Genomic DNA, 23891 nt, shown 5'->3' on the forward strand with positions numbered 1-23891 from the left:
AACGTACGCGCGATCGATACTCATCGGGAAAGTGTGGACAAAATGGCACGCTGTAGAAAAACAGCGCCACGCATTATTTCAACGCGTGGCGCTGCGCGCATGCGGCGGTGACGTCGGACATCAACCATTGAAATGCGCGAAGCGCGTAGTGCACGCGGCCCACAACACGGATGGAACCAGGCACGGTAATGCTCGGTGGATCAGCCGGAGCACCGATAGGATGCCCTTCGCAGGATGGGAGCGCAGCCCTCACTGCTTGCCTGATGTTTCGACGTAAAAACAGTGTACTGCGGCTTAGCGAGAATTCGGTTCCTGATTTCCTATAGAATACGGACATAAAGGAAAGAATCTTTCTCGATAAAGGTATTTTTCGAAAGAAATGTTTTCAGGAGAGACATGCGATGCCTGCCGCCTTGGATGCATTGGATCGTCATGACCGTGCGATCCTCCGTGAACTGCAACAGAACGCACGCCAGCGTAATGCAGAGCTCGCTGAAAAAATTGGCATCTCGGCTAGCGCATGCTGGAATCGCACCCGTCAGTTGGAAAAGGACGGGTATATACAGGGATACACGGCACTCCTCGATCAAACCAAACTGGGCTTTTCAGATACCGTACTGATCGAATTGACATTGGACGGCCACGAAGACGAAAGGCTGGCCCGGTTTGGAGAGGAACTCGCGGCATTGCCGGAAGTGATCGAGGCCTATTTGATCTCCGGCGAATATGATTATCTCGTGAAGGTAGCGGTCGACGGCACTGCTGGCTACGAACGTTTTCTACGAGAAAAACTCTACAAGATCAGCGGCATACGACACAGTCGATCGATGTTTGCCCTGCGCTGCATGAAGCAGATTCCGTCGGTGCAGCTATAGTTTATTGACGCGTGGTTTGTGTTCGCGATCGTTTGTTTTCCCGTGGGCGACGCGGTGCGCGACGATATGGCCGATATGCGTCTGCACCCAATCCGCAAGACCTTCGAGTCGTGTAGCAACCGCTTCACCCATCGATGTGAGATGGTATTCGACCTTGGGTGGCACCACCGGATATGCAACCCGGCGTACGAAACCATCCGCTTCCAAGGTCTGCAGCGTCTGCGCCAGCATTTTCTCGCTGATACCTCCGACTTTTCGCCGCAATTCGCTGAAGCGATGCGTACCCGCCATCAATCCCACCAATACCAGCACCGCCCAGCGACTGGTAAGGTGTGTGAGCACCTCTCGCGACGGACAATCCTGTGCAAATACATAGCCTTGACGCATCAAATCGGCGAGGCGAACGCCGTCTGCGTTGATCCGCATGTCTGTGGCTGCTTCCGCACCAGCTGCGCCTTTCATGCCGACGTTGTCCTGTCCGTCTTCGGCGCTTTCCACTGTTCCAATATGCTGTCTTCGTGTCACCACACCCTCCGCTTCACGCCCACCATGCTTACTTTTTCGTGCGTACTTTCGGAAAGTAAGCACTTACCGTATTCTGCCATGAGGATCGCGTGCCCCTTACACAAAAACGGAGTTCCATCATGATCGTCATCACAGGTGCAACAGGTCAACTGGGCCGTCTCGTCATTGCCGCACTGCTGCGCCGTGGCGTGGCGGCAAATCACATCGTTGCGGCAGTGCGCAGTCCCCAAAACGCCACGGATCTGGCCGGACAAGGTGTGATCGTCCGACGCGCGGATTACACCGAACCGGCCAGTCTCGATAGTGCCTTTGCCGGCGCGGAGAAGGTACTGCTGATTTCAGGCAATCAAGTAGGTCAGCGCGTCCCGCAGCATCAAGCCGTGATCGACGCGGCGAAACGCGCCGGCGTCGCGCTGCTGGCATACACCAGTCTGGTGCACGCGACACAATCGCCACTGGCCCTGGCGGCCGAGCACCGTGCCACGGAAACCGCGATCGCAGCGTCCGGCCTGCCTACGGTCATCCTGCGTAATGGCTGGTACAACGAAAATTTTGAGACGCGCATTACCGGCGCAGTCGCGACCGGTGCGATCCATGGATGCGCCGGCACGGGCCGGTTTTCGTCTGCATCGCGTGCCGATTACGCGGAAGCAGCGGCTGCGGTACTGACGCGCAGCACGTCATCTGACATCCAGATCCTGGAATTGGCGGGGTCTGAAGGGTATTCCCTAGCCGATCTTGCCGGCAAGGTTGCCACGGCATCGGGAAAACCGGTGCAGTACCATGATCTTTCTCAAGTGGAATACGAAGCTGCATTGCTGAAACATGGTCTACCGGATGCGTTCGCCAAGATCCTCGCAGACTCGGATGCGGGCGTCGCGACCGGCGCACTGTTCGACGAAGGCAAGACGCTCGAAAACCTGATCGGGCGGCCGACGACATCCATTGACGAGACGATCGCCGCGATCCTCCAGCGCTGATCGCGTTCTTGAACCGGAGGGGTTTTGCCTACAACCTTAGAGGGTCACCACGAAGCGCGCTTCATGGTCCTCGAAAATGGCATCGAACGTGCCACCGTGGCCCGTGAAAATAGCATTGGCGATGAAAAGCCCCAGACCCAGACCGGAACGGTTGTTCAAATTGAGCGGGCCGCCCTTGAATGGATCGATCAGACGACGGAATGGTACCGTCACACGATGGGTTGTTTTGTTTTTGACCTCGATTCGTCGACGCCCGCCATCCACGCGAGCAACAATCTCAATGGGTGCATTGGGGTCACCGTGCTGTCGCGCATTGCTGAGCAAATTGCTCATCCCCTGCACAAAGCGGTCTTCATCGAGATCGGCCTGCCCAAGCGCATCGCAGTCCAAGCGCACATCGTTTCCAGGATAGCTGAAACGTATTTCCTCGACCATGGCGAGCAATACCGCATCCAACGAGGTAGGTTGTCGGGCGAGGCTCAAGCCGATACCCGAGCGGATGCGGCTGACGTCCAAAATATAGCTGATCAACGATTGCATGCGACGGGTCGAGCCTTCTACACGCTTTGCCGTATCGGTCGACGTCGCCAACCCCTTACCCATCAACTGCACGGCCAGATTGATTGCCTGTAACGGGTCACGCAAATCGTGCCCCAACGTAGCCAACAACGTCATCCGTTCGCGGTCGCTTTCCCGCAGCCGTTCCAGCGCGACATCCTGCAACACCGCCTTCACCGCACGCGCCGCGCTTTGGTCCACATCTGTCCACTCGCGACAACTGCCGCGGACAATCTGCTGCCAGACTTCAAACGAGCCCCTCGGCGTCAGCCGACGGCCATTAGGCCCCGACGCCACGATCTTATCTGGTGGTCCGGCCCAACAAATCGTCTCGACCAACTCGTCGCGAAGCCAGGCCACGGTAATGCGCGACTCGCTGGATACCTGGATTGCCAGCAGGCCCGCCGCTTCACCATTTCGCGTTAACGGCCGCGGCACATCAGGAAGATCGTGCGAAATGGAGCGTGCGACCACAATATCCAAACGGGCATCCGCCATATGCTGCGCCAGTTCCAACATTCCCTGCCCGTTGGCACCTGCACCCAGCAACAATACACGCTGGTCGATGACCACGGACACACCGTCGCAATCCATCATCTTGCCAATGGCGTCGCCGGCTGCAGCGAACCCGGCCGACAGTTCGGGCGCGTCCGCCATCAAGCTGGCGATTTCCAACCCTAACGCGTTCCACGACACCTCGGCGGACATGCGACGCTTGAATTCGATCCGTTCGATCAGTATCGATAATACTTGCGTCAGTACCGTGCATGAAAGGCGCACCGCGAGCGGCGAGCGGTACGGCTGCATGTGATGGCAAGCAATTAACCCCCACAAACGGCCGTTGATCACGATCGAAATACTCATGGACGCCTTGACGCCCATGTTTTTCAGATACTCGATGTGAATCGGTGACACACTGCGCAGGATCGACTGACTGAGATCGAAGGCTTGGCCCGTCCCCGAATGGAGTGCCGGGAAGATAGGAGATGGAATCGCTTCGACCGACGTGATTTGCCGAATCGGCTGGAGTACATAAAGCCGACGCGCTTGCGCAGGGATATCACCGGCCGGATAGCGTTGCTGCAGAAACGGAGACAAATCATCGCGCTTGGCCTCGGCAATCACTTCACCGCTGTCATCCTGGAGAAAACGATAGCCCATGACACGATCGAAGCCGGTCATCGACCGCACGGCTTCCACGGCATCCTGCAGCAGACCCGATACCGAATCGTAATCGGTGCGTTGCAACCGCTGGATTGCCCGCTGGGCAAGTGCTGCATAGTGCCCAGAATGCGACATCCCTGGTGGTACGTCGCTAATGGACTCCCACTCGGCAATCAGCACATCCCCGGACCAGTGCACGACCATGTCGAAACGCATCCCGGCGTGACCCGCCACCTCAACGGACTCAAGCAGCGCACGCCGGTCCGTCAACGCCAGAGAAAGCAATTGCCGGGCTTCCACGCTGAAATGCTTCTCGGCGAACCGAGCCCTCAACGGCGGGAGCTCGCCGAGAAACCGGGCCGCGGATTCACTGGCAGCCAATAAACGACCAGCGTCATCAAAGCAGAGCAACGCACCGTGCGGCTGCACACTGCCCAGGGCGTGGATCGGCTCCTGGTCGCAATTCGCAATGACGTCCGTCAAACCGTTCTGCATTCGAACTCGTTTCCGTGTTGAAATGCCCTCCCCATTGACGGCACTTTGCAGATTGTAATCTTGATTTCAACAGCGGACGAGCCGTCACAACGAGAATACAGTCAACTGTATTTTTTTCACTTATGCAGTGTCAACGCAAGGTAAAGCACGTAGAACGCGCCGTTCACGGCGAGCGCGCCCACCCACAGTCCGTTGCGCCTCGACATCACCCGTAGCCACGCCGCGGCCGCAATAGTTATCAACACGCCCGTCAGCACTTCCACGCGCGGCTCCCACGGCGTCAGCAGGATGCCGATAGCCGGTAGCAGCGTTCCCTGAAACACCATCGCGCCTGTGATATTGCCGAACGCCAAGGTATCCTTTCCCCGCCTGATCCAGACAATACTGTTGATCTTCTCGGGCAGTTCCGTCGCGATCGGGATGATCAGCAACGAGAGCAGCAACGGCGAAATGCCCCACAATGCCGACACGCCCCGCACGCCATGGATAAAGCCTTCCGCGCCCAACAGCAGCAGGAGCACGGCAGCCAGCAATTGCAGCACGATCGTCACGAGATTTGTCGGCAGGCCGAGTTTCGCCGCGAACATCGCTTCGGGTGCCTCGGTACCATGCCCGGCATCCACCAGCGAGGCCGATGCCCTGAACGTCATCACGACATACACGACGTACACCATCACCAATGCGACACTCAGTCCGATGCGGATGGCCAATTGATGATGCGGGACGAACATCGCCACAGTGGCCAGGACGAATGCGGCAAGGAAGTATTGCAGGTCCCGGTTGAACCCCGTACGCTCCGGCACGATGCGACCGGACGGTCGCCGGCTGCGCCAGACCGCCAGGGCCATCAGAAAGGTCGACAGCGTCCCCAGCATCAACGGCGCGCCCAAAATGGCGCCAACCCCAATTTCCTGGTTGACCTGCTGCGCCCCACCACCGCCAAGCACCGCAAGCAAGGGGACGATGGTTTCCGGCAATGCCGTACCCACCGCTGCAAACAGCGATCCGGTCACACCCTCGGATATCTTGAGACGCTCACCGAGGTGTTCCAACGCATTCGTGAACAACTCGGCGGCGGCGAGAATGATCGCCAGCGTCACGAGCAGTTCCAGCATCAAGCGCATCATGCCTGGCCTGCCTTTACCGCTGCGGCGCGATCGATCGTCAGTAGGCGCTCCAAGCATGCCGAAGTGACGAGGCGGGTGCGGTGATGATTGACAAAGACGTGACAAGGATGGCGGACAAGCGAAGTGACGACCAGGGCACATGCGCCGGGATGACGACGTATCATAATTATGGGAACTCTCCAGGGCCGGACGGTGCGAAACCATGACGCCGACCTCCCGCCCAGCCCTGGACAAGATCAGCGTCGATAGTCTCGCCAAACCGGTTGGTTGGACACGCCACGGCAAGCGCCGAGAATGTTGACGTGTCCGCCCCCCATTGCAGGAGGCAGGCTACTCCCTAAAGACGGCGCGATTGTAACCGCGCTTTCGTGACACGTGCAAGTAGAAGGGAAAGATTTCCGACTAAGTCGATGAGGGAGCCTGCGACCGCTGCAGCGCCGCCAAATTGCCTTCGCCGAAACCAGGATGCCCACGCCGTTCGACGATCTCAAAAAAAATCTCGCCGGGCGCATGACGCAGGAAAGCCTGCAGGAACAAACGCGGCGTGCCATCGGGGTCGATATGCCCATCAACCAGTATCTGGCGCGCGCGCAACGCGGCGACATCAAGGCCGTGCCCGGGCAGACGTGCGTCCATCTGATCGTAATAGGCATCAGGCCAGGCGATGAACGTCATCCCCCGCGCCAGCAATGCATCGACGGACGCGACGATGTCGTCGCTCGCCAGCGCAATGTGCTGGACACCTTCGCCGGGATGATCGGGCAGAAATCGGTGCATGGTTTCCGTCGGCTGGGCGCCCTCCTCATACAACGGGATACGGATGCTGCCGCAGGGAGACACCACCACGCGAGCGCCCGTCGGCGCCAATCCATCCGGATGCAGATCTTGCAGCGCATGGAAATGCAAGAGTTCCGCATAGAAACCGAGCCACTCGTCCATCCTGCCCGCGCCCACCGTCTGCGTGAAATGGTCGACTCGCTTCAAATGCGTCGACGCCGCGTTCCCCGCGGCACGTTCCGCGTTCGCCGTGAGGTCGGCACCATCGATCGGGGCGAAATCGACCTCGTACAACGATGGTGCGTGCGTCCCATAGGCATCGTCCGGACGTCCCGGCCAGCGATCGATGAAGTAAATATGCGAATCACCGATCCCTTGAATCGCGCGCAACTTCAATTCGTGCGGTCCCGTGCGTTCTCCCTCGAAAGGCCAGGCTCCCATGGTCAACGCATGCTTGAAAGCTTGCTTTGCGCTCAGCACGCGGACCCCGAGCGCGCATACGCCCACGCCATACTCACTGGCATAACGCTGTGCGAACGAGTCAGGCTCGCCGTTCACGAGAAAACGTATGTCGCCTAATCGGTAAAGCGTCACCGCCTTGCTGACATGCCGTGCGACGGGCTTGAGGCCCAGCCGCTCGAACATCGCGCCGAGCCGTTGTGGGTCCGGCGCGGCGAACTCCACGAATTCGAGGCCGATCATGCCGAGCGGGTTGTTCGGGTCCACGGGTGGCCGGTCCGGCTGCACATCGGGCGTGGTCAAGGGCGTGGTTGTCGACGTTGTCGACGCAAACGCAGGGTCTTCAGACGGTGAAGGGCTCATAGTCAAGATGTCAGTCACCCGGGCACAAAGATAGATCGCGCAATTATTCTATCGCGTCATGCCGTCGGCAAACGCAAAATCAGCGCAACACCGCGGCACGTCCCAAATATTGGCACCACGAATGTCGATACATATAGCAGGCAGCTTCCCTGATGTTCAGGCCGAATGGGGTAAGTTGTGCCACAATGCGCACCGTATTGCGTCCGCATGCCGTGTGGCATCCGGGATGCATATCGCTTCCTTGCAGCCGCTTCGTCGTGGCTACCGCGTGGCCGGGCGAATTTATTTGATCGGTGCGGCATGCGTGAGCCTGCTACACTCGGCGTAAGGGACGTTACAATACGCCGCCAGCGTGCTTTCGACGCCGGCGACCGTCTCCCCGTCACATGCGCCGGTTTTCGGCGTGCGTGACGCGTTTTCTCTTTTTGGCCGTCGGGGTGGGACGCTGTCATTGGACGATGCTGTCACGATGACAAATAGGTCAGGTCCGGCCGGACTTGGCCTATCACACCGCCTGTCGGCCAACTGCATCGACGCGATTTAGACGACTGAACATGGGTTTTGAAGAACTGGCAGCACTGAAGCAGCAGCTCAGCAAGCAATCTCGGGGCAAGCGCGAGGGGAACAGCGACACGTCCCGAAACGTACGCGCGACGCAACCTGAACGCGAAGCCCCGGCCGCTGCTGCGGCACACAGTGCGGAGCAGTCGCGCACGACCGAGCCACGGGCGGAGGGCGGCGCTCGCCACGCCCCACACGATGGTCGAAAGCGCGCGCCGGGCCAGGCACCGCGGCCCACCGGCAGTCGCGGGCCGCGGCCTGAAGGCGCGCGTGCCGACGGCGCACCCCGCCAGGGGGATGGCGCACGTCATGGACCGCGCAGAAACCATGGCGCGCCGAATCGCGATATGACATGCGGTGAGGCGAATTCGAGCAATGTCACCCCGGCGGAGTCGAAAGCCGGCACTGGCCAATTTCCGGCCCGGTCTGGGGCCGGCAAGCGGCCAGCACGTGACCGACAACCGGGCGTGGGGCATCCCACCCGCCCGACGACACGACCGGAACGACAGGTAGATCCGGTCGTACTTACCATCGGTCAATTGCAAAAGCATTTCCCGCTGGCTTTCCCCAAAAACCCGGAACCCAAGAAGCCGCTGAAGTTAGGTATCAGCAAGGACTTGGCGGCGCAGGCGGAAACGCTGTCACTGACGGAGCCTGCAATCCTGGAAGCGATCAAGGTCTGGTGCCAAGGAAGTCGTTATTGGGCTGCCATGACCAATGGCGCCGCGCGCGTCGGCCTGGACGGTCAGCCCGACGGCACGGTAACACCGGAACAGGCAGGCCATGCGCGGTACCTGGCCGCTGCAGCACGCCGCGCGAAACGGCAAGATAAGCAGCCGGACGCTACTGCCGCGAGTGCCGACAGCACCGGCACGCCTGTTGCATCAGGTGGCGTACCCCCTGATGCCGACGCCCCCGTTGGGGACAGTGCCGACGCCGACGGCGCCACATCGGCTACGTCGACAGACGTGCCGGCGGCCAAGGAAGGAGCGCCTGAAGAAATAACGGCGACTGCTTCCACGACAACGACGGAACCGACCGCCAAGCCAGCAGATAACACCAACATCGATACCCTGTCGGTGTCCAAACCAGCCGCACACTGATTGGACGCGGCGGCCATGCAAAGGGGCCGCCATGAACCTGTCTTCACGGTACTGCGCGAATAGTGCGTGGCAAATTCACGACACCCCACCTCGCTACGCACTTTTTGAGACTTGCGCTATTGCGCCGTAAGGTCGGTATACCGACCCGCCGGGCAAGCCCACCTGCATTGCCAACAGCGAACCGCACACTTGTCGTTACTGGCATGGAGATCGATTTGCGTAATCCTGCTCCCGACCCGACTGGCCAGGGGTCGCTTGCCGAGAGACAGGACATGCCGAGGCCCTACTGACCAATCGGCCTAGTAGACTCGCATCCACCACGCATTACATCGGCGGCGCGACGCCGTCCTTCTCGACAGCGATACGCGTGGCGGTGTACATGCCATCACTACCTTTCGTCGCAACGACAAACACTTTCTTGCCCGACACCAAGTCAGCGTGGGTCGCTGGTGCAAACGTCACGACCGGTACATTGTCCGGCACGGCGATCTGGCTCGTACCGCCTTTGTACGAAACGGTGAGGCTTCGGCCGTCAGCCGACTTCACTTCGGCGTCCACGTTGCCGTTGGTCATCGTGCTGTTCGCACCCAGGTCCCATTCGTAGTGACCTTCACCCGTACCGCGCGCCGACTCGGGAAAGACCACTACTTCACGCGCGGTCATCTTGCCGTCGACACCCGTCGTCGCGGCGGTACCGATAAATGCGCCCGCCTTGATATCGCTCAGCTTGATGTTCTTAAAGGCGCCGATCGGAGTCTTGTCCGAGATCATGATCTTGACGTCGTCACCGCTGTTCCGGTGCACGGTCAGCTCGTTCGGCGAGACAGCCGTGATGGCGCCCCGAATGCGGGTCGGCTTGGTCGTCTGCGCGGAAGCTTGCGACGATGCCAGCATGCACGCGGTGGATACTGCGACGGCGGTAAAGGCGGCAAGCGCGCGGATACGGGAAAACGTCTGGCGTTGCAACTTCATGGGAAAACTCCTTCCTTGGGTGATCGATCGTATGACGGTCATGAACCGCCGAACCAGTTATAGCCCTGATTCTCCCAGTAACCGCCGGGATAAGTGTTCGTCAGCGAAATCGCGACGATATGCTTGGGATTTTTATAGCCCAATTTTGTCGGCATCCGCAATTTCATCGGAAAACCATATTTCGGGGGCAACGTCTGGCCGTCGTAGCGCAACGTGAGCAGCGTTTGCGAATGCAGCGCCGTAGGCATATCGATACTGGTCGTGTAGTCATCGGCACAATGAAACGCCACGTATTTCGCATGCGTGTCCGCACCGCATGCGGCCAGGAAACGCGAGAAACGTACCCCCTCCCAATGACCGATCGCACTCCATCCTTCAATGCAGATATGTCGCGTGATCTGGCCCTCTTGCGGGAGCGCGTTCAATTCATCCAGCGTCCAGACCTTCTTGCCTCCCACCATGCCCCCCACTTCGAGCTTGTAGGTCGCCGGATCGACCTGGGGTACGTCGTCGATATCGTAAAACGCATTGAATGGAAACGGCCTCGTGATCATCGACTCTGGATACGTCGGCGCCATCGTGTCCGGATTGAACATCCAGCCTTGCACCGTATCGTTGAATGACGAGATACGCCGCAACGCGGTGTTGACCGACTTGTCGTTGCTCAGGTCACAGCCGGACAACATCGCGATGCCGCCCAGCGTCAAGAGGCGTTGCCCGAACAGACGGCGTGACGGGACCGACAACGTACGTTGGACGTCGTGGACGATATCGTCTGCATTCGGAATCTCGCGGCCATACAGAAACGCGCGGCGTGATGGGGATTTCTTGGGGGACATGCTGGCTCGATTCCGCGGAAGAATGATGGACGATCAACGCCCACGCAGCATCAATAGCAAACTGCGTGGAACCAAGAGCACCATCAGCAGGTGAATGACGATGAAACCCACCAGGAAACTCATTGCGGCGAAATGCACATATCTTGCCGCATCGTAGCCCCCCATCAAGATGCGCAACCACGACAACTGGACTGGCTTCCACAACGCGAGCCCCGACAGAACGAGAATCACCAGATCAAGCATGGCACACAGATACGCCACTTTCTGCACGGCGTTATAGCGACTTGGATCCGCGTGCTTCAGCTTCAGTGTCAGGGCGGCGACCAGGTCCACGATAAATGAACGCGGCCGCCACTGTCCGAACCGCCGCACGAGCCGCCCGGTCAGCAAATTAACCAGTAAATAGATACTGAAACTGCCAAATAGCAGCCACATGCCAGCGAAATGCCACTGCAAGGCGCCGCCCAGCCATCCACCCAGTGTGACGCTGGACGGGAAAACCCACCACGCGAATAACGGCGACGCGTTGTAGACCTGCCAACCGCTGGGAACCATGATCACGATCGCCAGCGCGGTCAGCCAATGGGTCAAGCGGACCCACCATGGCTGAATGATCTTGCGGCGCCCCTGCCCTGCGGCACCGACTTCTTCCGGTATCGACTGCTGAACATTCATCCAACTTGCTCCCTTCTGGGATACTCATAGTATGAAAAGCGTTCTGACAGGCACATGACGCAACGATGACTTTTTTGTCATTCCGCGCCCATCTGATTCCCCTAGAATACAGGGACGTGAAGAAAAGCATCGTCCACCGATTCGATTCGGTCCACGTTCATTCCGAGAAGTATCCTCTGGCGCGGCAAGCGGTCCGCGCCGCTTATCCCGATTTTATTGCGATCATGACCCTGCTCGTTATTGAGGACGACCCCAAAACCGGCGATTACCTGAAAAAGGGCCTGGGTGAATCCGGCTATCAGGTGGATCTCGCCCGCGACGGGGCGACGGGACTACAGTGGGCATTGAACCAGGACTATCAATTGATCATTCTGGACCAGATGTTACCCGGCATAGATGGCTGGCAGATCATGGCAGCGCTGCGAGCAAAACGCGATACGCCGGTCATTTTTTTGACGGCGCGCGATCAATTGGAAGATCGGATACAAGGACTGCAACTTGGCGCTGACGACTATCTTGTCAAGCCCTTCTCCTTTATTGAGCTGACCTTGCGCATCAAAACGCTACTGCGACGCGGCGTGACACGCGAGTCCGATACCTTCCAGGTCGCGGACCTCCATGTCGACGTGCTAAAGCGCAAGGCGAGTCGTCAAGGCATGGACATTACCCTGACCAATAAGGAATTCGCGTTATTGCACCTGTTCTGCAAGCGCGAAGGCGAGGCGTTGTCCCGAACGTTGATTGCATCGGAGGTCTGGGACATGAATTTCGATAGCGACACGAATGTCGTCGATGTGGCCGTGAAGCGGCTTCGCGCGAAGATCGATCAACCCTTCCCTATCAAGTTGATCCATACCGTGCGCAGCATCGGTTATTCGTTTGGAATCGTCGAAGGTGGCTGAGGCGCGCGAACAGCGCGAATGGCAACCGGACGACGTGCGCGGGTCAGCCACCCCGGCCGGGAGCGCCGCCACGCGGGAGGCCCTCCCCGCTCGAAAATCCGGTCTACGTCGGCGCTGGCGTCGTGCATCGATCACCACGCGCGTCAGTTGTTTGATCGGGGTATTGGTCTATCTGGCACTGGCCGGGGTGGGAATGTCGCTCTATGATGCCACGCGGGTCGCCTTGAACAAACGCGCGGACCTCCAGTTGATTGCGCGTATCGAGCACATGCGCACCCTGTTACGCGACTTGTACACGGTGCAGGAAATCGAATCACGGCCTGCCCTATTCGAGACGATGATGGGCAATGAACAAGACGTCATCGTCATCCGTCGACCCGGCACGACGCCCTTTATCAACGTCAATCCGCAACACACGCCCTTACCTGCACTGGCACCTGTACGCCCAGGTCAGCCCATTACGTTGACAGCGCTCGCCGACGGTCGCAGCCCCGACGGTTGGCGTGTGCGCTGGATCGCGGCCAATGCGGTCATCGGCAACCATGGCGAGACCATCGAGATCGTCGCCGCACATGTAATGACACAGGAAGAGCGCGTACTGGCGCTATATCGTCAGCGGGTCATCGCCACGATGTTGGCAGCATTGGTCGCCACGCTGACCTTGGTTGCATGGAGCCTTAGACGCAGCCTGGCACCGTTGCGGCAAATGGCCGCTCGCGCGGCCGATGTAACGCCGGAGAATCTAGCAGTACGACTCGACGCAAGCGCGGCACCGGCGGAACTCGAAACCTTCGCCGCATCGTTCAATGCAATGCTGGATCGCTTGACGGCCGGCTATCAACGGTTGCTGCAGTTTTCAGCTGATCTGGCCCACGAACTTCGCACCCCCATCGGTGTACTGATCGGGCAAACCCAGGTATTGCTCGTGCACCCACGTAGCGCGGCCGACTATCGGCAGGTGCTGGAATCCAATCTCGAAGAACTGGAGCGACTCGCGCGAATTGCGGAAAACATCCTGTTCCTGGCCCGCACCGATCACGAGCGGCAAGGCCTGCCAGACAACGCGCGTACGCAGATGCCGCTACAGCCTCTTCTCGAGACAATCGGCGCCTATTTCGAAGGACTGGCCGAAGAGCGTAACCTGCGCTTCGATATCATGGCAACCGGCACGGTAAGTGCCGATGCGCTGATGTGTCGGCGAGCCATCAACAATGTCGTCGTCAACGCGGTGCGCTATGCAACGCCGGGAACCTGCATCACGCTGCGCGGCGGCGAGGGCCGGATTGTAATCGGCAACCAGAGCGAACCGATTCCGAACGGTGAGCTTGCCCGTTTATTCGATCGCTTCTACCGCCGCGACCCGTCCCGCACTGCCTCGACCGAATCCAACGGCCTTGGACTCTCGATCGTCCACGCGATCATGCGTGTGCATGGTGGCGGGGTCTGGATACAATGCGACGTCACCGGATGGATCACCGTTACGCTGGATTTCCACGTCAACACCCCCCCCACCGAACCGACCGTTTCCCCTGTGGCATAACCTAATGACGATAAGTGATTTCCCCCGCTGGCACGGGTATGGGACGATGCCGTGCTGTGCTGCTGGCGTCTAGGACCGCCCGCAATGCACTAACATCCCACGGCAGCAAGGAAATGGCTTCATGAAACGTCGTCACTGGCTTCACCGCATTGGTTTCGCATCGCTCGGCCTGGCCGTCTCGCTTCCCGGCATCACCGCGCCCACCGCATACGCTGCGGACGCGGCAGTGACCAAAATCGTCCGCCTGGGCACGATGAGCGGCCCCGATGCCGATATCTGGCAAGTAGCGCGGTCGGAAGCAGCCAAGCACGGTCTGACCATCAAGATCGTAGAATTCAACGACTACGTACAACCGAACGCCGCGCTGGACGCGGGTGATCTCGACGCCAACGCTTTTCAGCATAAGCCCTATCTCGATAGCCAGCTACAGCAACGAGGTTACAAGATTGTCAGCGTGGGCCTGACCTATATCGCGCCGCTGAGCATCTATTCCCATAAAATCAAAGACCTGTCAGCATTACCGAATGGTGCCTCCATCGGCATTCCCAATGATCCGTCTAATGAAAATCGTGCACTATTGCTACTTAAAGCGCAGCATTTGATCACGCTGCGACCGGGCGCCGGCCAAGATGGCCATAACGCCACGGTCCTCGACGTCGCCGGCAATCCGAAGAAACTGAAGTTGCTTGAAATGGACGCGGCGCAACTGCCCCGTGCGCTGGGTGACCTGACCGCGGCGGCGATCAACAACAACTTCGCGATCGATGCGGGCTTGAAACCGCAATCGGCATTGGCCCGCGAAGGCGCGGACAGCCCCTATGCGAACCTGATCGCCGTTCGAACACAGGACCAGCATGCGCCGTGGGTGAAGACACTCGTTGCGGCCTACCAGTCCGCGGCAGTCAGTGCCTATATAAAATCCCACTACCACGGCGCGATCCTGCCGGCATTCTAAGGACGCACGATGAATTTCCAGCAATTGCGTTATGTTCGCGAAGCCGCACGCCGCAACCTCAACCTCACCGAGGTGGCGAACGTCCTGCACACCTCGCAATCCGGAGTCAGCAAGCAGATCAAGGACTTCGAGGATGAACTCGGCATCGAGATATTCGTTCGCCGCGGCAAGCGTCTGACCGCGTTGACGGACCCGGGCACCGGGGTGCTGAAGCTGATCGAGCGCATCCTGCTAGATACCGAGAACCTGAAGCGTGCGGCAAGCCATTATGCGGCACAGGAAGCCGGCCGCCTGGTGCTTGCCACCACCCACACCCAGGCACGCTATGCATTACCGAAAGTCATCGAGCGTTTCCGCGAAGCCTACCCGAAGGTGCATCTGGCGTTGCGCCAAGGCAGCCCGACGCAAGTCGCCGAAATGGTGCTAAGCGGCGAGGCCGATCTCGGCATCGCCACCGAGGCGCTGAATCGCTATCCCGATATCACCACGTTCTCGTCGTATAGTTGGCACCACGTCATCACCGTCCGGCGCGGGCATCCACTGGCGGAGGCCAAGCAGGTCGGCCTTGCGGACATTGCCGGCTATCCGATCATCACCTACGACAAGGATTTTTCGGGTCGGCCGCATATCGACGCTGCTTTCGAGAAAGCGGGATTGGCGCCCGACATCGTCCTCACCGCGATGGATGCCGACGTGATCAAAACCTACGTGGAAGTGGGTTTGGGCGTAGGTATCCTCGCCGCGATGGCCGTAGACCCGGTGCGGGATGACCATCTCGTCGTGTTCGATACGCCTGATATGTTCGAACCGAACACGACGCGCATCGGTATCCGTAACGGCACCTATCTGCGGACATACACATATCGCTTGATCGAAATGCTCGCACCGCATCTTCGGGAGGACGAGATCCGCTCAAGGCTCAGCGAAGAGGACTGAATCGATCGGCCGCGCAACGATCCCCTACAATGGGATTCCTCACCTTTCCGGAATCCACTTTCTCATGCGTCCGCGCTCGCTTATTACGCACTACCATGCCCGTCGCGACGATATCGGGGATCTCGTGACTCGCCGTCCGCTGCCCGGACCCGGTATTGACCAGCTAGACCCGTTCCTGTTTCTCAATCATCACGGCCCACAAAATTACCCCCCCGCATAACGACGGATTACCATTCGGGCCACACCCGCATCGCGGTTTTGAAACGGTCACGTTTATTCTGGAAGGCGACCTCGCGCATCTTGATACCGGTGGTCACGAAAGCGTTATCAAAGCGGGGGGCGTGCAATGGATGACTGCCGGAAGCGGTCTGATTCACGCTGAAATCTCTCCCGATACGTTTAAGCGCGAAGGGGGTCCACTAGAAATGCTGCAGTTGTGGATCAATCTTCCCCGTCGCTTGAAAATGACGCCACCACGGTACACCGGACTGCAACGCGACGCGCTGCCAACGGTGCGAACGAGCGACGGAGGCGCCGATGTCACCGTTATCTCCGGCGTATTCCAACATGGCGACACCCGGATCAGTGGGCCTATCGCATCGCTTACCGGGGTGCAGGCGCTTGTGATGTCGCTAAAGGCGGGCGCAACGCTCACGGTCCCGGCTCCGAAGGACAAACAGGTGTTCCTTTATACCGTGTCTGGCCAGGTCGACGTTGCAGGAGCAACGCTGCCCGAACATCATCTGGCACGTATTGACAACGACGGCGATGCGTTGCTATTGCATGCAACGGAGGCGCCAACGCGCCTGCTTTGTTGCCTGGCGGATCCGATTGGCGAGCCCGTGGTGTCGCATGGCCCATTTGTCATGAATACCCGGGAAGAAATACATCAAGCGATCCGTGACTACCAAGCGGGGCTTTTTGGCCACGGTTTGGAACATCTAGGCTAAACGCACCGATTTGCTAGGGGTTAACCCTTGCGCTCGGCAATGAACGTCCTATAATAGGGTTAACACTTAGGGAAACAGCTAGACAACGGCGCCGGGCGGCGTCGACTGACCCTGAAACGTGTGAATCTGTTCAAATAGGACCTATCATGAGCGCCTCGCCGACTCCCTCCTTTGCTTCGAACGCTGCAAAATCGCGCGCACAAGGCAGTGGTGTGCGTCGCTTCTTCCGGGAAGTGTGGCAATCGTACCTGCGCCATTCCGAACTGCGTGTCATGCTTGCCAGCGGACGCTGGTCGCCACAAGCCGAATTGTCGATCCGCAAGCGCACCGACATGTAAGCTTATCAGCCGTGTAAAACGCGTCGCTTCTTTTGCGGGCGACGCGGCCGTTCAGGACAGGCCGTGGACTGGATGTCCCGTCATGTCGAGAATTGAATTACCGGCTTGCGTCATTATTGCATGCGGTAAAGCGTAATGAAAACGCTGTCATTTTCCCGCTCATTCCGTGCAGCCGTACTGTTTTGGCTCGCTCGCAGCGTACAGGGCGCGTTCGTTTCCACAATGCGATGTTCGATCATCTCGCGTACGTTCGCACGGGCATTCTCAACGCCGAATAGCGTGTTTTTTTGCAATAAATATGGCTGTTAGTTGCAATCCACCAGTGCATCATCCTTTAGCAATTCGCCTTCGACGACTGGCTTTCAACGGCCGGACTGACGGCAGATCTCCCGATCAGGGTAGCGTTAACGTTATCAGATGAGGTGGTACGCAGCGGCGGTGACTCTTGGGGAATGTCGAACCACCGAATCCAATCGCTCTCCGGTTCGACGCAATGGCTGTCCGCCACGCGCTGCGTAAAGCCGATGCGATCGAAAAACTCAAGAATCTGAATCGCACGTTTGCGACCGACACCCGTGGCGTCGCGAAAGATCGCTGCTGCCACCTCGCCTTTAGCGCCACTGTTCGATCCCACGCCCAATTGCGCGAGTGAATGTAGCAGGCGCGCAAGGATTGCGATCTGGAATCGGTCGTAGAATAGATCGGGAACAACTTCATAGACGCGGCCTTCATGCGCCAACTGCTGCAGGATCCGTCGCACCCTGGCCTCCGGCAATTGTCTGTTCGCGGCAATATCACGCACCCACGGTGGATTAAAACGGCCCGTCGCAAGGTCAGCGACGATGCCGCTGACCGGCACGCCATCCGCATCCGGCATCTGCCGGCGATGCTCCGGCAACTGCAAGCAGGCACCCGATCGTACCAAGCGCCCTTGCATACATAACGCGTCGGTAATGGCACGCCAAGCGGCATTCGGTATGTCGATCTGCAGAAGCTTGCGCAATAAGGACGCGGCCAGCCCTTCGTCGTTTGGTACAAGCGCATGATGCGCCTGTAGCGCATCGATTGCCGCGCCCGTCCAGGCCACGAAATCGTGCGCGTCAACCAACCAGGTACCGTGCTCCCTTGACGGTACGAGCGTTACGCTACTCCGCCCCTCGAGGTCGGCGCGAACTTCCGCCACGCGAATACCCGTACCGTCGTAAGAAAGCACGTGTTCGACGCACACCGTCCGGAGCGCGCGCGGCGTCGCGGTGGCCGCTAAAGCGGTGAGATGGTGCCGCAGTGCGTGGACTCCCACATCGAAAGGATCCGTGGCACATGTCTCAAAAATAGTGAGGTGCGTGTCACCGTTCGCTCCCAGACGCTGCCGTAACGCCCTGCGCGCTTGCTCGGCGGCAGCGGGGGCCAGCGTGTCAAGACGCGTGAGAACCACGATGCAATGGAGACCGTCAGGACATGCGCGGGCGCAAAAAGCCTCGGCATCGATCTGGGCGTCGATGTCGTCGGCAGCATCGACCGCCCACAGCACGACATCGACGGCATCCCAATGCGCCTGACGCACACGGGTGCTGGGCGGCCCGTCGAGGACCGCAAGCACTGCGTCAACACCCAAGCGGACACCATTTACTGGTGCCGGTGCTGACGAAAGATAACTATACGCCGGGATGACCCACATACCTCCACGTGATTCGTCCGAGAGGCCGGCAGAATCAACCCCCGTCAAAACACGTGTCAATGTTGTCTTACCCGATCCCGCCCGGCCCGTCATTGCGACAATCATCTTCGCCCCCCTCGTTCCCGAACGCGCAGTGGGGACACATCGCGTAACAGGCCGATCATGCATTGCGATCTATTGCCGCCTCAAAAGACGACATCACGCCCGCATATAATTGCGTACGCAATAAAAATCGCGAATCGGTTGGCAGTGCCAACGACCAAACCGAACGAACGTCCGTTCCAGCACCGATTCTTTCGCCTGCCGCACTATCCCAGTGCAACGCCGCACGGCGCAAAACGGCGTGGCCGCCGACCAGGGATGCCCCCTCAAACGACGTGTCATTCGCAACAACATGACCCCCCACCGCGATGCATGCGTGCCACCCGATGCATCACTGCAGCTTGCTTATCACGACCAGCAGTTGACTGCTTCGAGGATGGAATGAGTATAGAGTCTTTCGTCGCGCTTGCGGCCGCGTTTCACCGTTCGCCTTAGGCCCGTAAGCCGGCGCGGGCATAAAACAACAGTTTGCTCGGCGCGACGGCAACACCCTAGCGTTACCGGATAGGACTTTTGACCGGATGACGCACCGCCATTACAAGGGCGGCTACTACTCGCGCGGCGGGATTTCTTGCTCTCAGTCCCCAATGAAACTGAGGATTTCGCGATTGAATTCGCTTGCATGTGTCAGGTTCATGCCATGAGAGGCGCCGCGCAGCACGATACGCTGTGCGTAAGGTAACCACTCGGCCAACGTTCCCGACGTGGCTAGAAATCCGGGTGGACTCTTGTCGCCATTGATGATCAACGTCGGGACCGTCACACAGCTTGCCAGTGCCCGCGTGTACAGTGGCAAAACATCACGAACTTGCCGTGGCAAGGTGGCCGCGTTATCGCGTGCCATTGTGCGGAACGCATCACCACTGCGGCCCCAATAACCTGGGCGGCTCACCGCATCGACAAACATCTCCAAGCCACCATCGATGTCCCCGGACTCCACACGACCCGCGGCGACCATCCGCGGATCATCGGCGGAATAGGCACCCTGCGGGCGCCCGTTCGCGTCGATTTTCACGGTCGGGCGTGGGTCCTCGCCTGCTTTAGCCGGCTTACCGCCCGGATCAGCCAATACGAGGCGATCCACGAGCGACGGATCCTGGCTCGCCGCGTGAAACGCCACGCAGCCGCCACGTGAATGTCCCACCAACGTCACTTGCCCCCAACTACGCGAATGTATCAGACCGAGCAACGCGTCAACATGTGGTTGTATTCCGAAAACGGCACCCTGCGGCGCAGAGACTGGATAGAAATACGGAAGGCTGACAGCAATAACATGCCGCCTCTCGGCCAGCGCTGCAATCTGCGGCTCCCAATAGCGAAAATCGCAGAGAGAACCGTGCACCAATAACAATGGCGGGGCATCACGGTGCTCGGTTCCGGTCTCAAAATAGGCGATCCGACTCGCCGATGGGAGTTCGACGATCCGGGTGTGTTCAAGTTCAAACATAGTCGTTTCCTGCGCTGCAGGGAGTAGCGAGAAGTCTTATTGTGGGGAAACCGTTCCGTGGCACGCGGCCCGTAAATCCCTCTCACAGTGCGGTGAATGGGTAGGCGGTCCCCTTTTGTCATCCGACGATACTGCATTGCAGCATAGTCTGTGTAGAGCGGATTATGCCTGTCCTGCCCGCAAATCGCTTGCATTCACAAAAAAACAGCAGCAAATAAAACAATCGATGCGTGTCTGACACACGGACAGCACACTCGAAAGCGGGCGACGGGATGAAGCACATCCTTCACCGAGGCGCAATCACACACCGGACGCCATCGATGTCGATTTGCCTGCGGCCCATCGCAAGGCAATCCCGTTGCGCTTTTCTTAACGGCTATCAGACACCTCCTAAATCGCATTACAGACAAAACAGAATCTCTTGATACCAACGCATTGGAGCAGGACGCTGGCAAATCGCTTGCGGGACCGGTCACACGCAACATCACGCCACAGGCGCGCGTTGCAATCGCGCAGCCCCGCCATTCCAATACAGCAATCCATGGCACTGCAGCCTGGTCCGCCTATCCGCTAGAGTCCCCTTGTCGATTCATCTTGCCTATTCTCGCGATCCATCGTACCGAACCGACAACGCCGGGCCCATGCCGGTCGACGATACACGGTCGCACGAAGCGAATCGTCGTACCTCGCGTCGGATGCGACAATGGCCTCAATACGTCATTCATTCGTTCTCCTTATGGATCATGCCTAAGAAAATGAATCAACCTGACCCGAACGTACCGCCTCGTACAGGCTCCAAAGTCGACGACGCTGCCAATACCTACGTGCAGCGGGATAAGGTCACCGCACCGCCGGCGCCTGACGGGATCGACCCCGACAATGCGTCGCACCTTCAACGCGGTCTGCACGACCGACATCTACAACTGATCGCGATTGGCGGTGCCATCGGCACGGGGCTTTTCATGGGTTCGGGCAAGACGATTGCCCTTGCCGGCCCTTCGATCGTCCTGGTGTATCTGATCATCGGCGTAATGCTGTTTTTCGTCATGCGCGCGCTCGGTGAATTATTGCTATCGAATCTTTCATACAAGTCGTTTACGGACTTCTGCGGCGACCTGCTGGGTCCGTGGGGGGCTTTTTTTGTCGGGTGGACATACTGGCTCTGCTGGGTTGTAACCGGAACAGCCGATGTGGTTGCCATTGCCGCCTACATGCAGTTCTGGTTGCCCGACCTGCCCGTCTGGATACCGGCGCTTGCTTGTATAACGTTATTACTGTGCCTGAACGTTGTCCATGTGGCTTTGTTCGGAGAGATGGAGTTCTGGTTCGCAATGGTCAAGATTATTGCCATCGTGGCATTGATCATCACTGGCGCCATCATGGTTGGAACCGGCTTCATGGTACCTGGCTCGCCACCAGCATCGATTTCACATTGGTGGCGAAATGGCGGGATCTTTCCTAACGGGGTGTCAGGCTTCTTCGCAGGCTTCCAGATTGCCGTCTTCGCCTTCGTCGGCATTGAACTTGTCGGCACCGCAGCCGCCGAGACGCACGATCCACGACGTGCCTTACCACGCGCCATCAATGCCATTCCCATTCGTATCCTGGTGTTTTACATCGGCGCATTGCTGGCGATCATGGCCGTGACCCCGTGGTCTAGCGTGTCCCCGGACCGCAGCCCATTCGTCGCGTTATTCTCGCTCGCCGGGCTGCCAGCAGCCGCGAGCGTGATCAATTTCGTCGTGCTGTCATCGGCGGCGTCATCGGCGAACAGTGGCATTTTTTCCACCAGCCGGATGCTATATGGCCTCGGCTTGCACGGGCAAGCGCCGCGCGCGTTGACGCAATTATCCGCACGCGGGGTACCGGGACGGGGATTACTGTTTTCATGTACATGCCTGCTTTTCGCGGTCGCTTTGATCTATTGGATTCCCGACGTCATGAAAGTCTTCACGCTGATCACCACCGTATCGGCGCTCTTGTTCATGTTTGTCTGGACCATGATCCTGCTTAGCTATTTGCAATACAGACGTACGCGACAGGCGTTGCACGCAAGCTCCAGTTATCCCATGCCCGGCGGACGGCTGATGTGCTGGGTGGTGCTGATATTCTTCGCCGCTATTTTGGTGATGTTGTGGCAACGCCCGGATACGCGGGCAGCCCTGTGTGCCACACCGATATGGTTCGGAGTGTTGGCGTTAGCCTGGTGGCGCGTACGCCGCTACTGAAAGAACTGCGGGCATGGGGCGGGAAAGACGGCCGCAACGCGCCGCCGCCCAATAAACCTAGCGCACTTCCGATGCGCCAAATACTCGCTCGCCGAACGGACGAGCCGCCGTCACGGTATTAGGGGCATCACCACACGATAGATCCGCTAGCCTCCGCACGATTAGGCTTTATCTTAAGCCGTTAGGCTAGCTTGAAAGCACGACAAGAAACGTATTAAATAGCTATATGCCTTGATCGTTGGTATCACATGCCGCCTGGCTAGCGTACAGACATCCACATTGATCGGAAAACCCACATAGATGATGAGTCGTCAGCGTAAGGATGCAATGGGACGACATACGATGGATGACGCTTCACCGCAGATTTTTACGGTTTGCTCGCATCGCCGACCTGGCGATTCACCTACACCGGAAAACGCAATGGAAACAAGAATATCCAGGCTTGAAGTAGCCATCGAATACATTCAACGCGACCTCGGCGATTTGAAAAAAGACATGCGTTCGATGAGGTGCCACATCGAGACCGATTTTCGTATTTTATTTGGCGCCATCACGGCTGTCGCTATCGGCCTTGCTGGCTTGATGGCCAAAGGCTTTCAATGGTTGTGATCGATCACATACGCGTCGTTCAGGACGGGCTATTGTCAAAAAACGCCAGGCGGTCGCGATAAGCGGCAATAACATTCACATGAATAGCACCCGTAACTACTCAGTGCCATCGGCTGTCGTCGCCCCATTCGGTTTCAAACCATCCCAGCGACGGATATCAGGATGCACCAAGCCAAATTGGTCGAGTAGGCGCGCCGCCATCTGCGTATTGACGTCATCCATGCTGGTGGGAAGCAAATAATACGCAGGCATCAAGGGATAAATCGTCACGCCCATATTCGACAACGCCAGCATGTTCTCGAGGTGGATCGAATTGAATGGCGTTTCGCGCACGGCGAGCACAAGTTTGCGACGCTCTTTCAACGTCACGTCAGCGGCACGCGTAATGAGATTATCGGACAAACCGATACGGATGGACGCCAGCGACTTCGTGCTACAAGGTACCACCAACATGCCATCATGCCGAAATGAGCCGCTGGACACCGGTGCTGCCAGGTTTCGCGCATCGTGTACGACACTAGCCAACGCCCGCACGTCCTGTACGCTCTGGCCGCACTCGGTCTGCAACGTCACCGAGCCCCATTGCGACATGATCAGGTGCGTTTCCACCCGGAGCAACTGCAACGCTTCCAACACTTTTACCGCAACGGGCGCGCCCGTCGCACCGGTCATACCCACGATCAATCGCATAATCACCCTGGCCCGCATTCCGAGCCGCCTGCGTCTAAATCGC

At 58.6% G+C, this 23891-nt stretch carries 21 protein-coding genes and 1 riboswitch; of the genes, 11 read left to right on the top strand and 10 right to left on the bottom strand.

Features of this window, described 5'->3' with window-relative positions; all coding sequences use genetic code 11:
* The first annotated feature begins 401 nt into the window (after positions 1-401).
* Positions 402-875 carry an Lrp/AsnC family transcriptional regulator gene (locus tag SJQ66_RS00520; RefSeq protein ID WP_024904590.1) on the top strand — a complete coding sequence of 158 codons (474 nt, stop codon included), beginning with the start codon at positions 402-404 and terminating at the stop codon, positions 873-875.
* On the opposite strand, the gene SJQ66_RS00525 is transcribed toward SJQ66_RS00520, so the two are convergent.
* Positions 870-1301 (bottom strand): winged helix-turn-helix transcriptional regulator, encoded by a 432-nt coding sequence (locus SJQ66_RS00525; protein WP_036011541.1) that lies wholly within the window; start codon positions 1299-1301, stop codon positions 870-872. The two genes, SJQ66_RS00520 and SJQ66_RS00525, sit on opposite strands and share 6 nt — an antisense overlap.
* A 218-nt stretch (positions 1302-1519) precedes the next feature.
* On the opposite strand from SJQ66_RS00525, the gene SJQ66_RS00530 reads away from it, so the two are divergent.
* On the top strand, positions 1520-2380 hold the full coding sequence (locus SJQ66_RS00530; protein WP_024904592.1) for an SDR family oxidoreductase: 861 nt from the start codon (positions 1520-1522) through the stop codon (positions 2378-2380).
* A 36-nt stretch (positions 2381-2416) separates the two neighbouring features.
* Here the strand turns inward: SJQ66_RS00530 and SJQ66_RS00535 are convergent, their stop codons facing one another.
* The 3 genes from SJQ66_RS00535 to SJQ66_RS00545 form a co-directional block, all read right to left on the bottom strand.
* Positions 2417-4597, bottom strand: a complete 2181-nt coding sequence (locus tag SJQ66_RS00535; protein ID WP_024904593.1) for a GAF domain-containing protein — start codon at positions 4595-4597, stop codon at positions 2417-2419.
* A gap of 116 nt (positions 4598-4713) precedes the next feature.
* On the bottom strand, positions 4714-5724 hold the full coding sequence (locus SJQ66_RS00540) for a sodium:calcium antiporter (protein WP_024904594.1): 1011 nt from the start codon (positions 5722-5724) through the stop codon (positions 4714-4716).
* A 184-nt stretch (positions 5725-5908) separates the two neighbouring features.
* Positions 5909-6075: riboswitch (yybP-ykoY riboswitch) on the bottom strand.
* A gap of 51 nt (positions 6076-6126) precedes the next feature.
* Positions 6127-7323 (bottom strand): 4-hydroxyphenylpyruvate dioxygenase family protein, encoded by a 1197-nt coding sequence (locus tag SJQ66_RS00545; RefSeq protein ID WP_024904595.1) that lies wholly within the window; start codon positions 7321-7323, stop codon positions 6127-6129.
* 554 nt (positions 7324-7877) lie between these two features.
* On the opposite strand from SJQ66_RS00545, the gene SJQ66_RS00550 reads away from it, so the two are divergent.
* A complete protein-coding gene (locus SJQ66_RS00550; protein ID WP_052738395.1) occupies positions 7878-8987 on the top strand; it encodes a ProQ/FinO family protein in 1110 nt (369 codons plus the stop codon).
* 324 nt (positions 8988-9311) lie between these two features.
* On the opposite strand, the gene SJQ66_RS00555 is transcribed toward SJQ66_RS00550, so the two are convergent.
* From SJQ66_RS00555 to SJQ66_RS00565, 3 genes are read right to left on the bottom strand one after another with little or no spacing between them, the layout of a single operon-like run.
* Complete coding sequence (locus tag SJQ66_RS00555) at positions 9312-9959, bottom strand: DUF5666 domain-containing protein (RefSeq protein WP_024904598.1); 648 nt, start codon at positions 9957-9959, stop codon at positions 9312-9314.
* A 38-nt stretch (positions 9960-9997) separates the two neighbouring features.
* A complete protein-coding gene (locus SJQ66_RS00560; RefSeq protein WP_024904599.1) occupies positions 9998-10798 on the bottom strand; it encodes a molybdopterin-dependent oxidoreductase in 801 nt (266 codons plus the stop codon).
* 33 nt (positions 10799-10831) lie between these two features.
* Entirely contained in the window at positions 10832-11473 is a 642-nt protein-coding gene (locus SJQ66_RS00565) for a cytochrome b/b6 domain-containing protein (RefSeq protein ID WP_024904600.1), read from the bottom strand.
* A 224-nt stretch (positions 11474-11697) separates the two neighbouring features.
* Between SJQ66_RS00565 and SJQ66_RS00570 the strand changes: the two genes are divergently transcribed.
* The 6 genes from SJQ66_RS00570 to SJQ66_RS00595 all read left to right on the top strand — a co-directional run bounded on the left by SJQ66_RS00570 (position 11698) and on the right by SJQ66_RS00595 (position 17094).
* Positions 11698-12375 (top strand): heavy metal response regulator transcription factor, encoded by a 678-nt coding sequence (locus SJQ66_RS00570; RefSeq protein WP_024904601.1) that lies wholly within the window; start codon positions 11698-11700, stop codon positions 12373-12375.
* The gene (locus SJQ66_RS00575; protein ID WP_236693581.1) at positions 12353-13915 is read left to right on the top strand and encodes a heavy metal sensor histidine kinase; all 1563 of its coding nucleotides are present in this window, start codon (positions 12353-12355) and stop codon (positions 13913-13915) included. Before SJQ66_RS00570 ends, SJQ66_RS00575 begins: the two co-directional genes overlap by 23 nt.
* A gap of 121 nt (positions 13916-14036) precedes the next feature.
* Complete coding sequence (locus tag SJQ66_RS00580; RefSeq protein WP_024904603.1) at positions 14037-14870, top strand: MetQ/NlpA family ABC transporter substrate-binding protein; 834 nt, start codon at positions 14037-14039, stop codon at positions 14868-14870.
* A 9-nt stretch (positions 14871-14879) separates the two neighbouring features.
* Positions 14880-15806, top strand: coding sequence for a CysB family HTH-type transcriptional regulator (locus SJQ66_RS00585; protein WP_024904604.1), 927 nt, complete (start codon positions 14880-14882; stop codon positions 15804-15806).
* 203 nt (positions 15807-16009) lie between these two features.
* Positions 16010-16756 (top strand): pirin family protein, encoded by a 747-nt coding sequence (locus SJQ66_RS00590; RefSeq protein ID WP_320533822.1) that lies wholly within the window; start codon positions 16010-16012, stop codon positions 16754-16756.
* Between the two features lie 146 nt (positions 16757-16902).
* Positions 16903-17094, top strand: coding sequence for a hypothetical protein (locus SJQ66_RS00595; protein ID WP_024904606.1), 192 nt, complete (start codon positions 16903-16905; stop codon positions 17092-17094).
* Positions 17095-17428: 334 nt separating this feature from the next.
* On the opposite strand, the gene SJQ66_RS00600 is transcribed toward SJQ66_RS00595, so the two are convergent.
* A complete protein-coding gene (locus SJQ66_RS00600; protein WP_162199092.1) occupies positions 17429-18709 on the bottom strand; it encodes a SelB domain-containing protein in 1281 nt (426 codons plus the stop codon).
* 742 nt (positions 18710-19451) lie between these two features.
* The gene (locus tag SJQ66_RS00605; RefSeq protein WP_024904610.1) at positions 19452-20321 is read right to left on the bottom strand and encodes an alpha/beta fold hydrolase; all 870 of its coding nucleotides are present in this window, start codon (positions 20319-20321) and stop codon (positions 19452-19454) included.
* A gap of 755 nt (positions 20322-21076) precedes the next feature.
* Here SJQ66_RS00605 and cycA point away from each other — a divergent pair.
* The gene (gene cycA, locus SJQ66_RS00610) at positions 21077-22549 is read left to right on the top strand and encodes a D-serine/D-alanine/glycine transporter (protein WP_081765064.1); all 1473 of its coding nucleotides are present in this window, start codon (positions 21077-21079) and stop codon (positions 22547-22549) included.
* 342 nt (positions 22550-22891) lie between these two features.
* Positions 22892-23158 (top strand): hypothetical protein, encoded by a 267-nt coding sequence (locus tag SJQ66_RS00615; RefSeq protein WP_236693630.1) that lies wholly within the window; start codon positions 22892-22894, stop codon positions 23156-23158.
* A gap of 96 nt (positions 23159-23254) precedes the next feature.
* Here SJQ66_RS00615 and SJQ66_RS00620 read toward each other — a convergent pair whose 3' ends face one another.
* Complete coding sequence (locus SJQ66_RS00620) at positions 23255-23866, bottom strand: UbiX family flavin prenyltransferase (RefSeq protein ID WP_313905208.1); 612 nt, start codon at positions 23864-23866, stop codon at positions 23255-23257.
* Positions 23867-23891 lie beyond the last annotated feature (25 nt).

Source organism: Robbsia andropogonis, from assembly GCF_034047095.1.
Taxonomy (GTDB): domain Bacteria; phylum Pseudomonadota; class Gammaproteobacteria; order Burkholderiales; family Burkholderiaceae; genus Robbsia; species Robbsia andropogonis.

Coding starts and splice junctions, on each gene's coding strand:
- SJQ66_RS00520 (WP_024904590.1), top strand. CDS start 402: ATGCCTGCCGCCTTGGATGCATTGGATCGTCATGACCGTGCGATCCTC.
- SJQ66_RS00525 (WP_036011541.1), bottom strand. CDS start 1,301: ATGCGGATCAACGCAGACGGCGTTCGCCTCGCCGATTTGATGCGTCAA.
- SJQ66_RS00530 (WP_024904592.1), top strand. CDS start 1,520: ATGATCGTCATCACAGGTGCAACAGGTCAACTGGGCCGTCTCGTCATT.
- SJQ66_RS00535 (WP_024904593.1), bottom strand. CDS start 4,597: ATGCAGAACGGTTTGACGGACGTCATTGCGAATTGCGACCAGGAGCCG.
- SJQ66_RS00540 (WP_024904594.1), bottom strand. CDS start 5,724: ATGATGCGCTTGATGCTGGAACTGCTCGTGACGCTGGCGATCATTCTC.
- SJQ66_RS00545 (WP_024904595.1), bottom strand. CDS start 7,323: ATGAGCCCTTCACCGTCTGAAGACCCTGCGTTTGCGTCGACAACGTCG.
- SJQ66_RS00550 (WP_052738395.1), top strand. CDS start 7,878: ATGGGTTTTGAAGAACTGGCAGCACTGAAGCAGCAGCTCAGCAAGCAA.
- SJQ66_RS00555 (WP_024904598.1), bottom strand. CDS start 9,959: ATGAAGTTGCAACGCCAGACGTTTTCCCGTATCCGCGCGCTTGCCGCC.
- SJQ66_RS00560 (WP_024904599.1), bottom strand. CDS start 10,798: ATGTCCCCCAAGAAATCCCCATCACGCCGCGCGTTTCTGTATGGCCGC.
- SJQ66_RS00565 (WP_024904600.1), bottom strand. CDS start 11,473: ATGAATGTTCAGCAGTCGATACCGGAAGAAGTCGGTGCCGCAGGGCAG.
- SJQ66_RS00570 (WP_024904601.1), top strand. CDS start 11,698: ATGACCCTGCTCGTTATTGAGGACGACCCCAAAACCGGCGATTACCTG.
- SJQ66_RS00580 (WP_024904603.1), top strand. CDS start 14,037: ATGAAACGTCGTCACTGGCTTCACCGCATTGGTTTCGCATCGCTCGGC.
- SJQ66_RS00585 (WP_024904604.1), top strand. CDS start 14,880: ATGAATTTCCAGCAATTGCGTTATGTTCGCGAAGCCGCACGCCGCAAC.
- SJQ66_RS00595 (WP_024904606.1), top strand. CDS start 16,903: ATGAGCGCCTCGCCGACTCCCTCCTTTGCTTCGAACGCTGCAAAATCG.
- SJQ66_RS00605 (WP_024904610.1), bottom strand. CDS start 20,321: ATGTTTGAACTTGAACACACCCGGATCGTCGAACTCCCATCGGCGAGT.
- cycA (WP_081765064.1), top strand. CDS start 21,077: ATGAATCAACCTGACCCGAACGTACCGCCTCGTACAGGCTCCAAAGTC.
- SJQ66_RS00615 (WP_236693630.1), top strand. CDS start 22,892: ATGGATGACGCTTCACCGCAGATTTTTACGGTTTGCTCGCATCGCCGA.
- SJQ66_RS00620 (WP_313905208.1), bottom strand. CDS start 23,866: ATGCGGGCCAGGGTGATTATGCGATTGATCGTGGGTATGACCGGTGCG.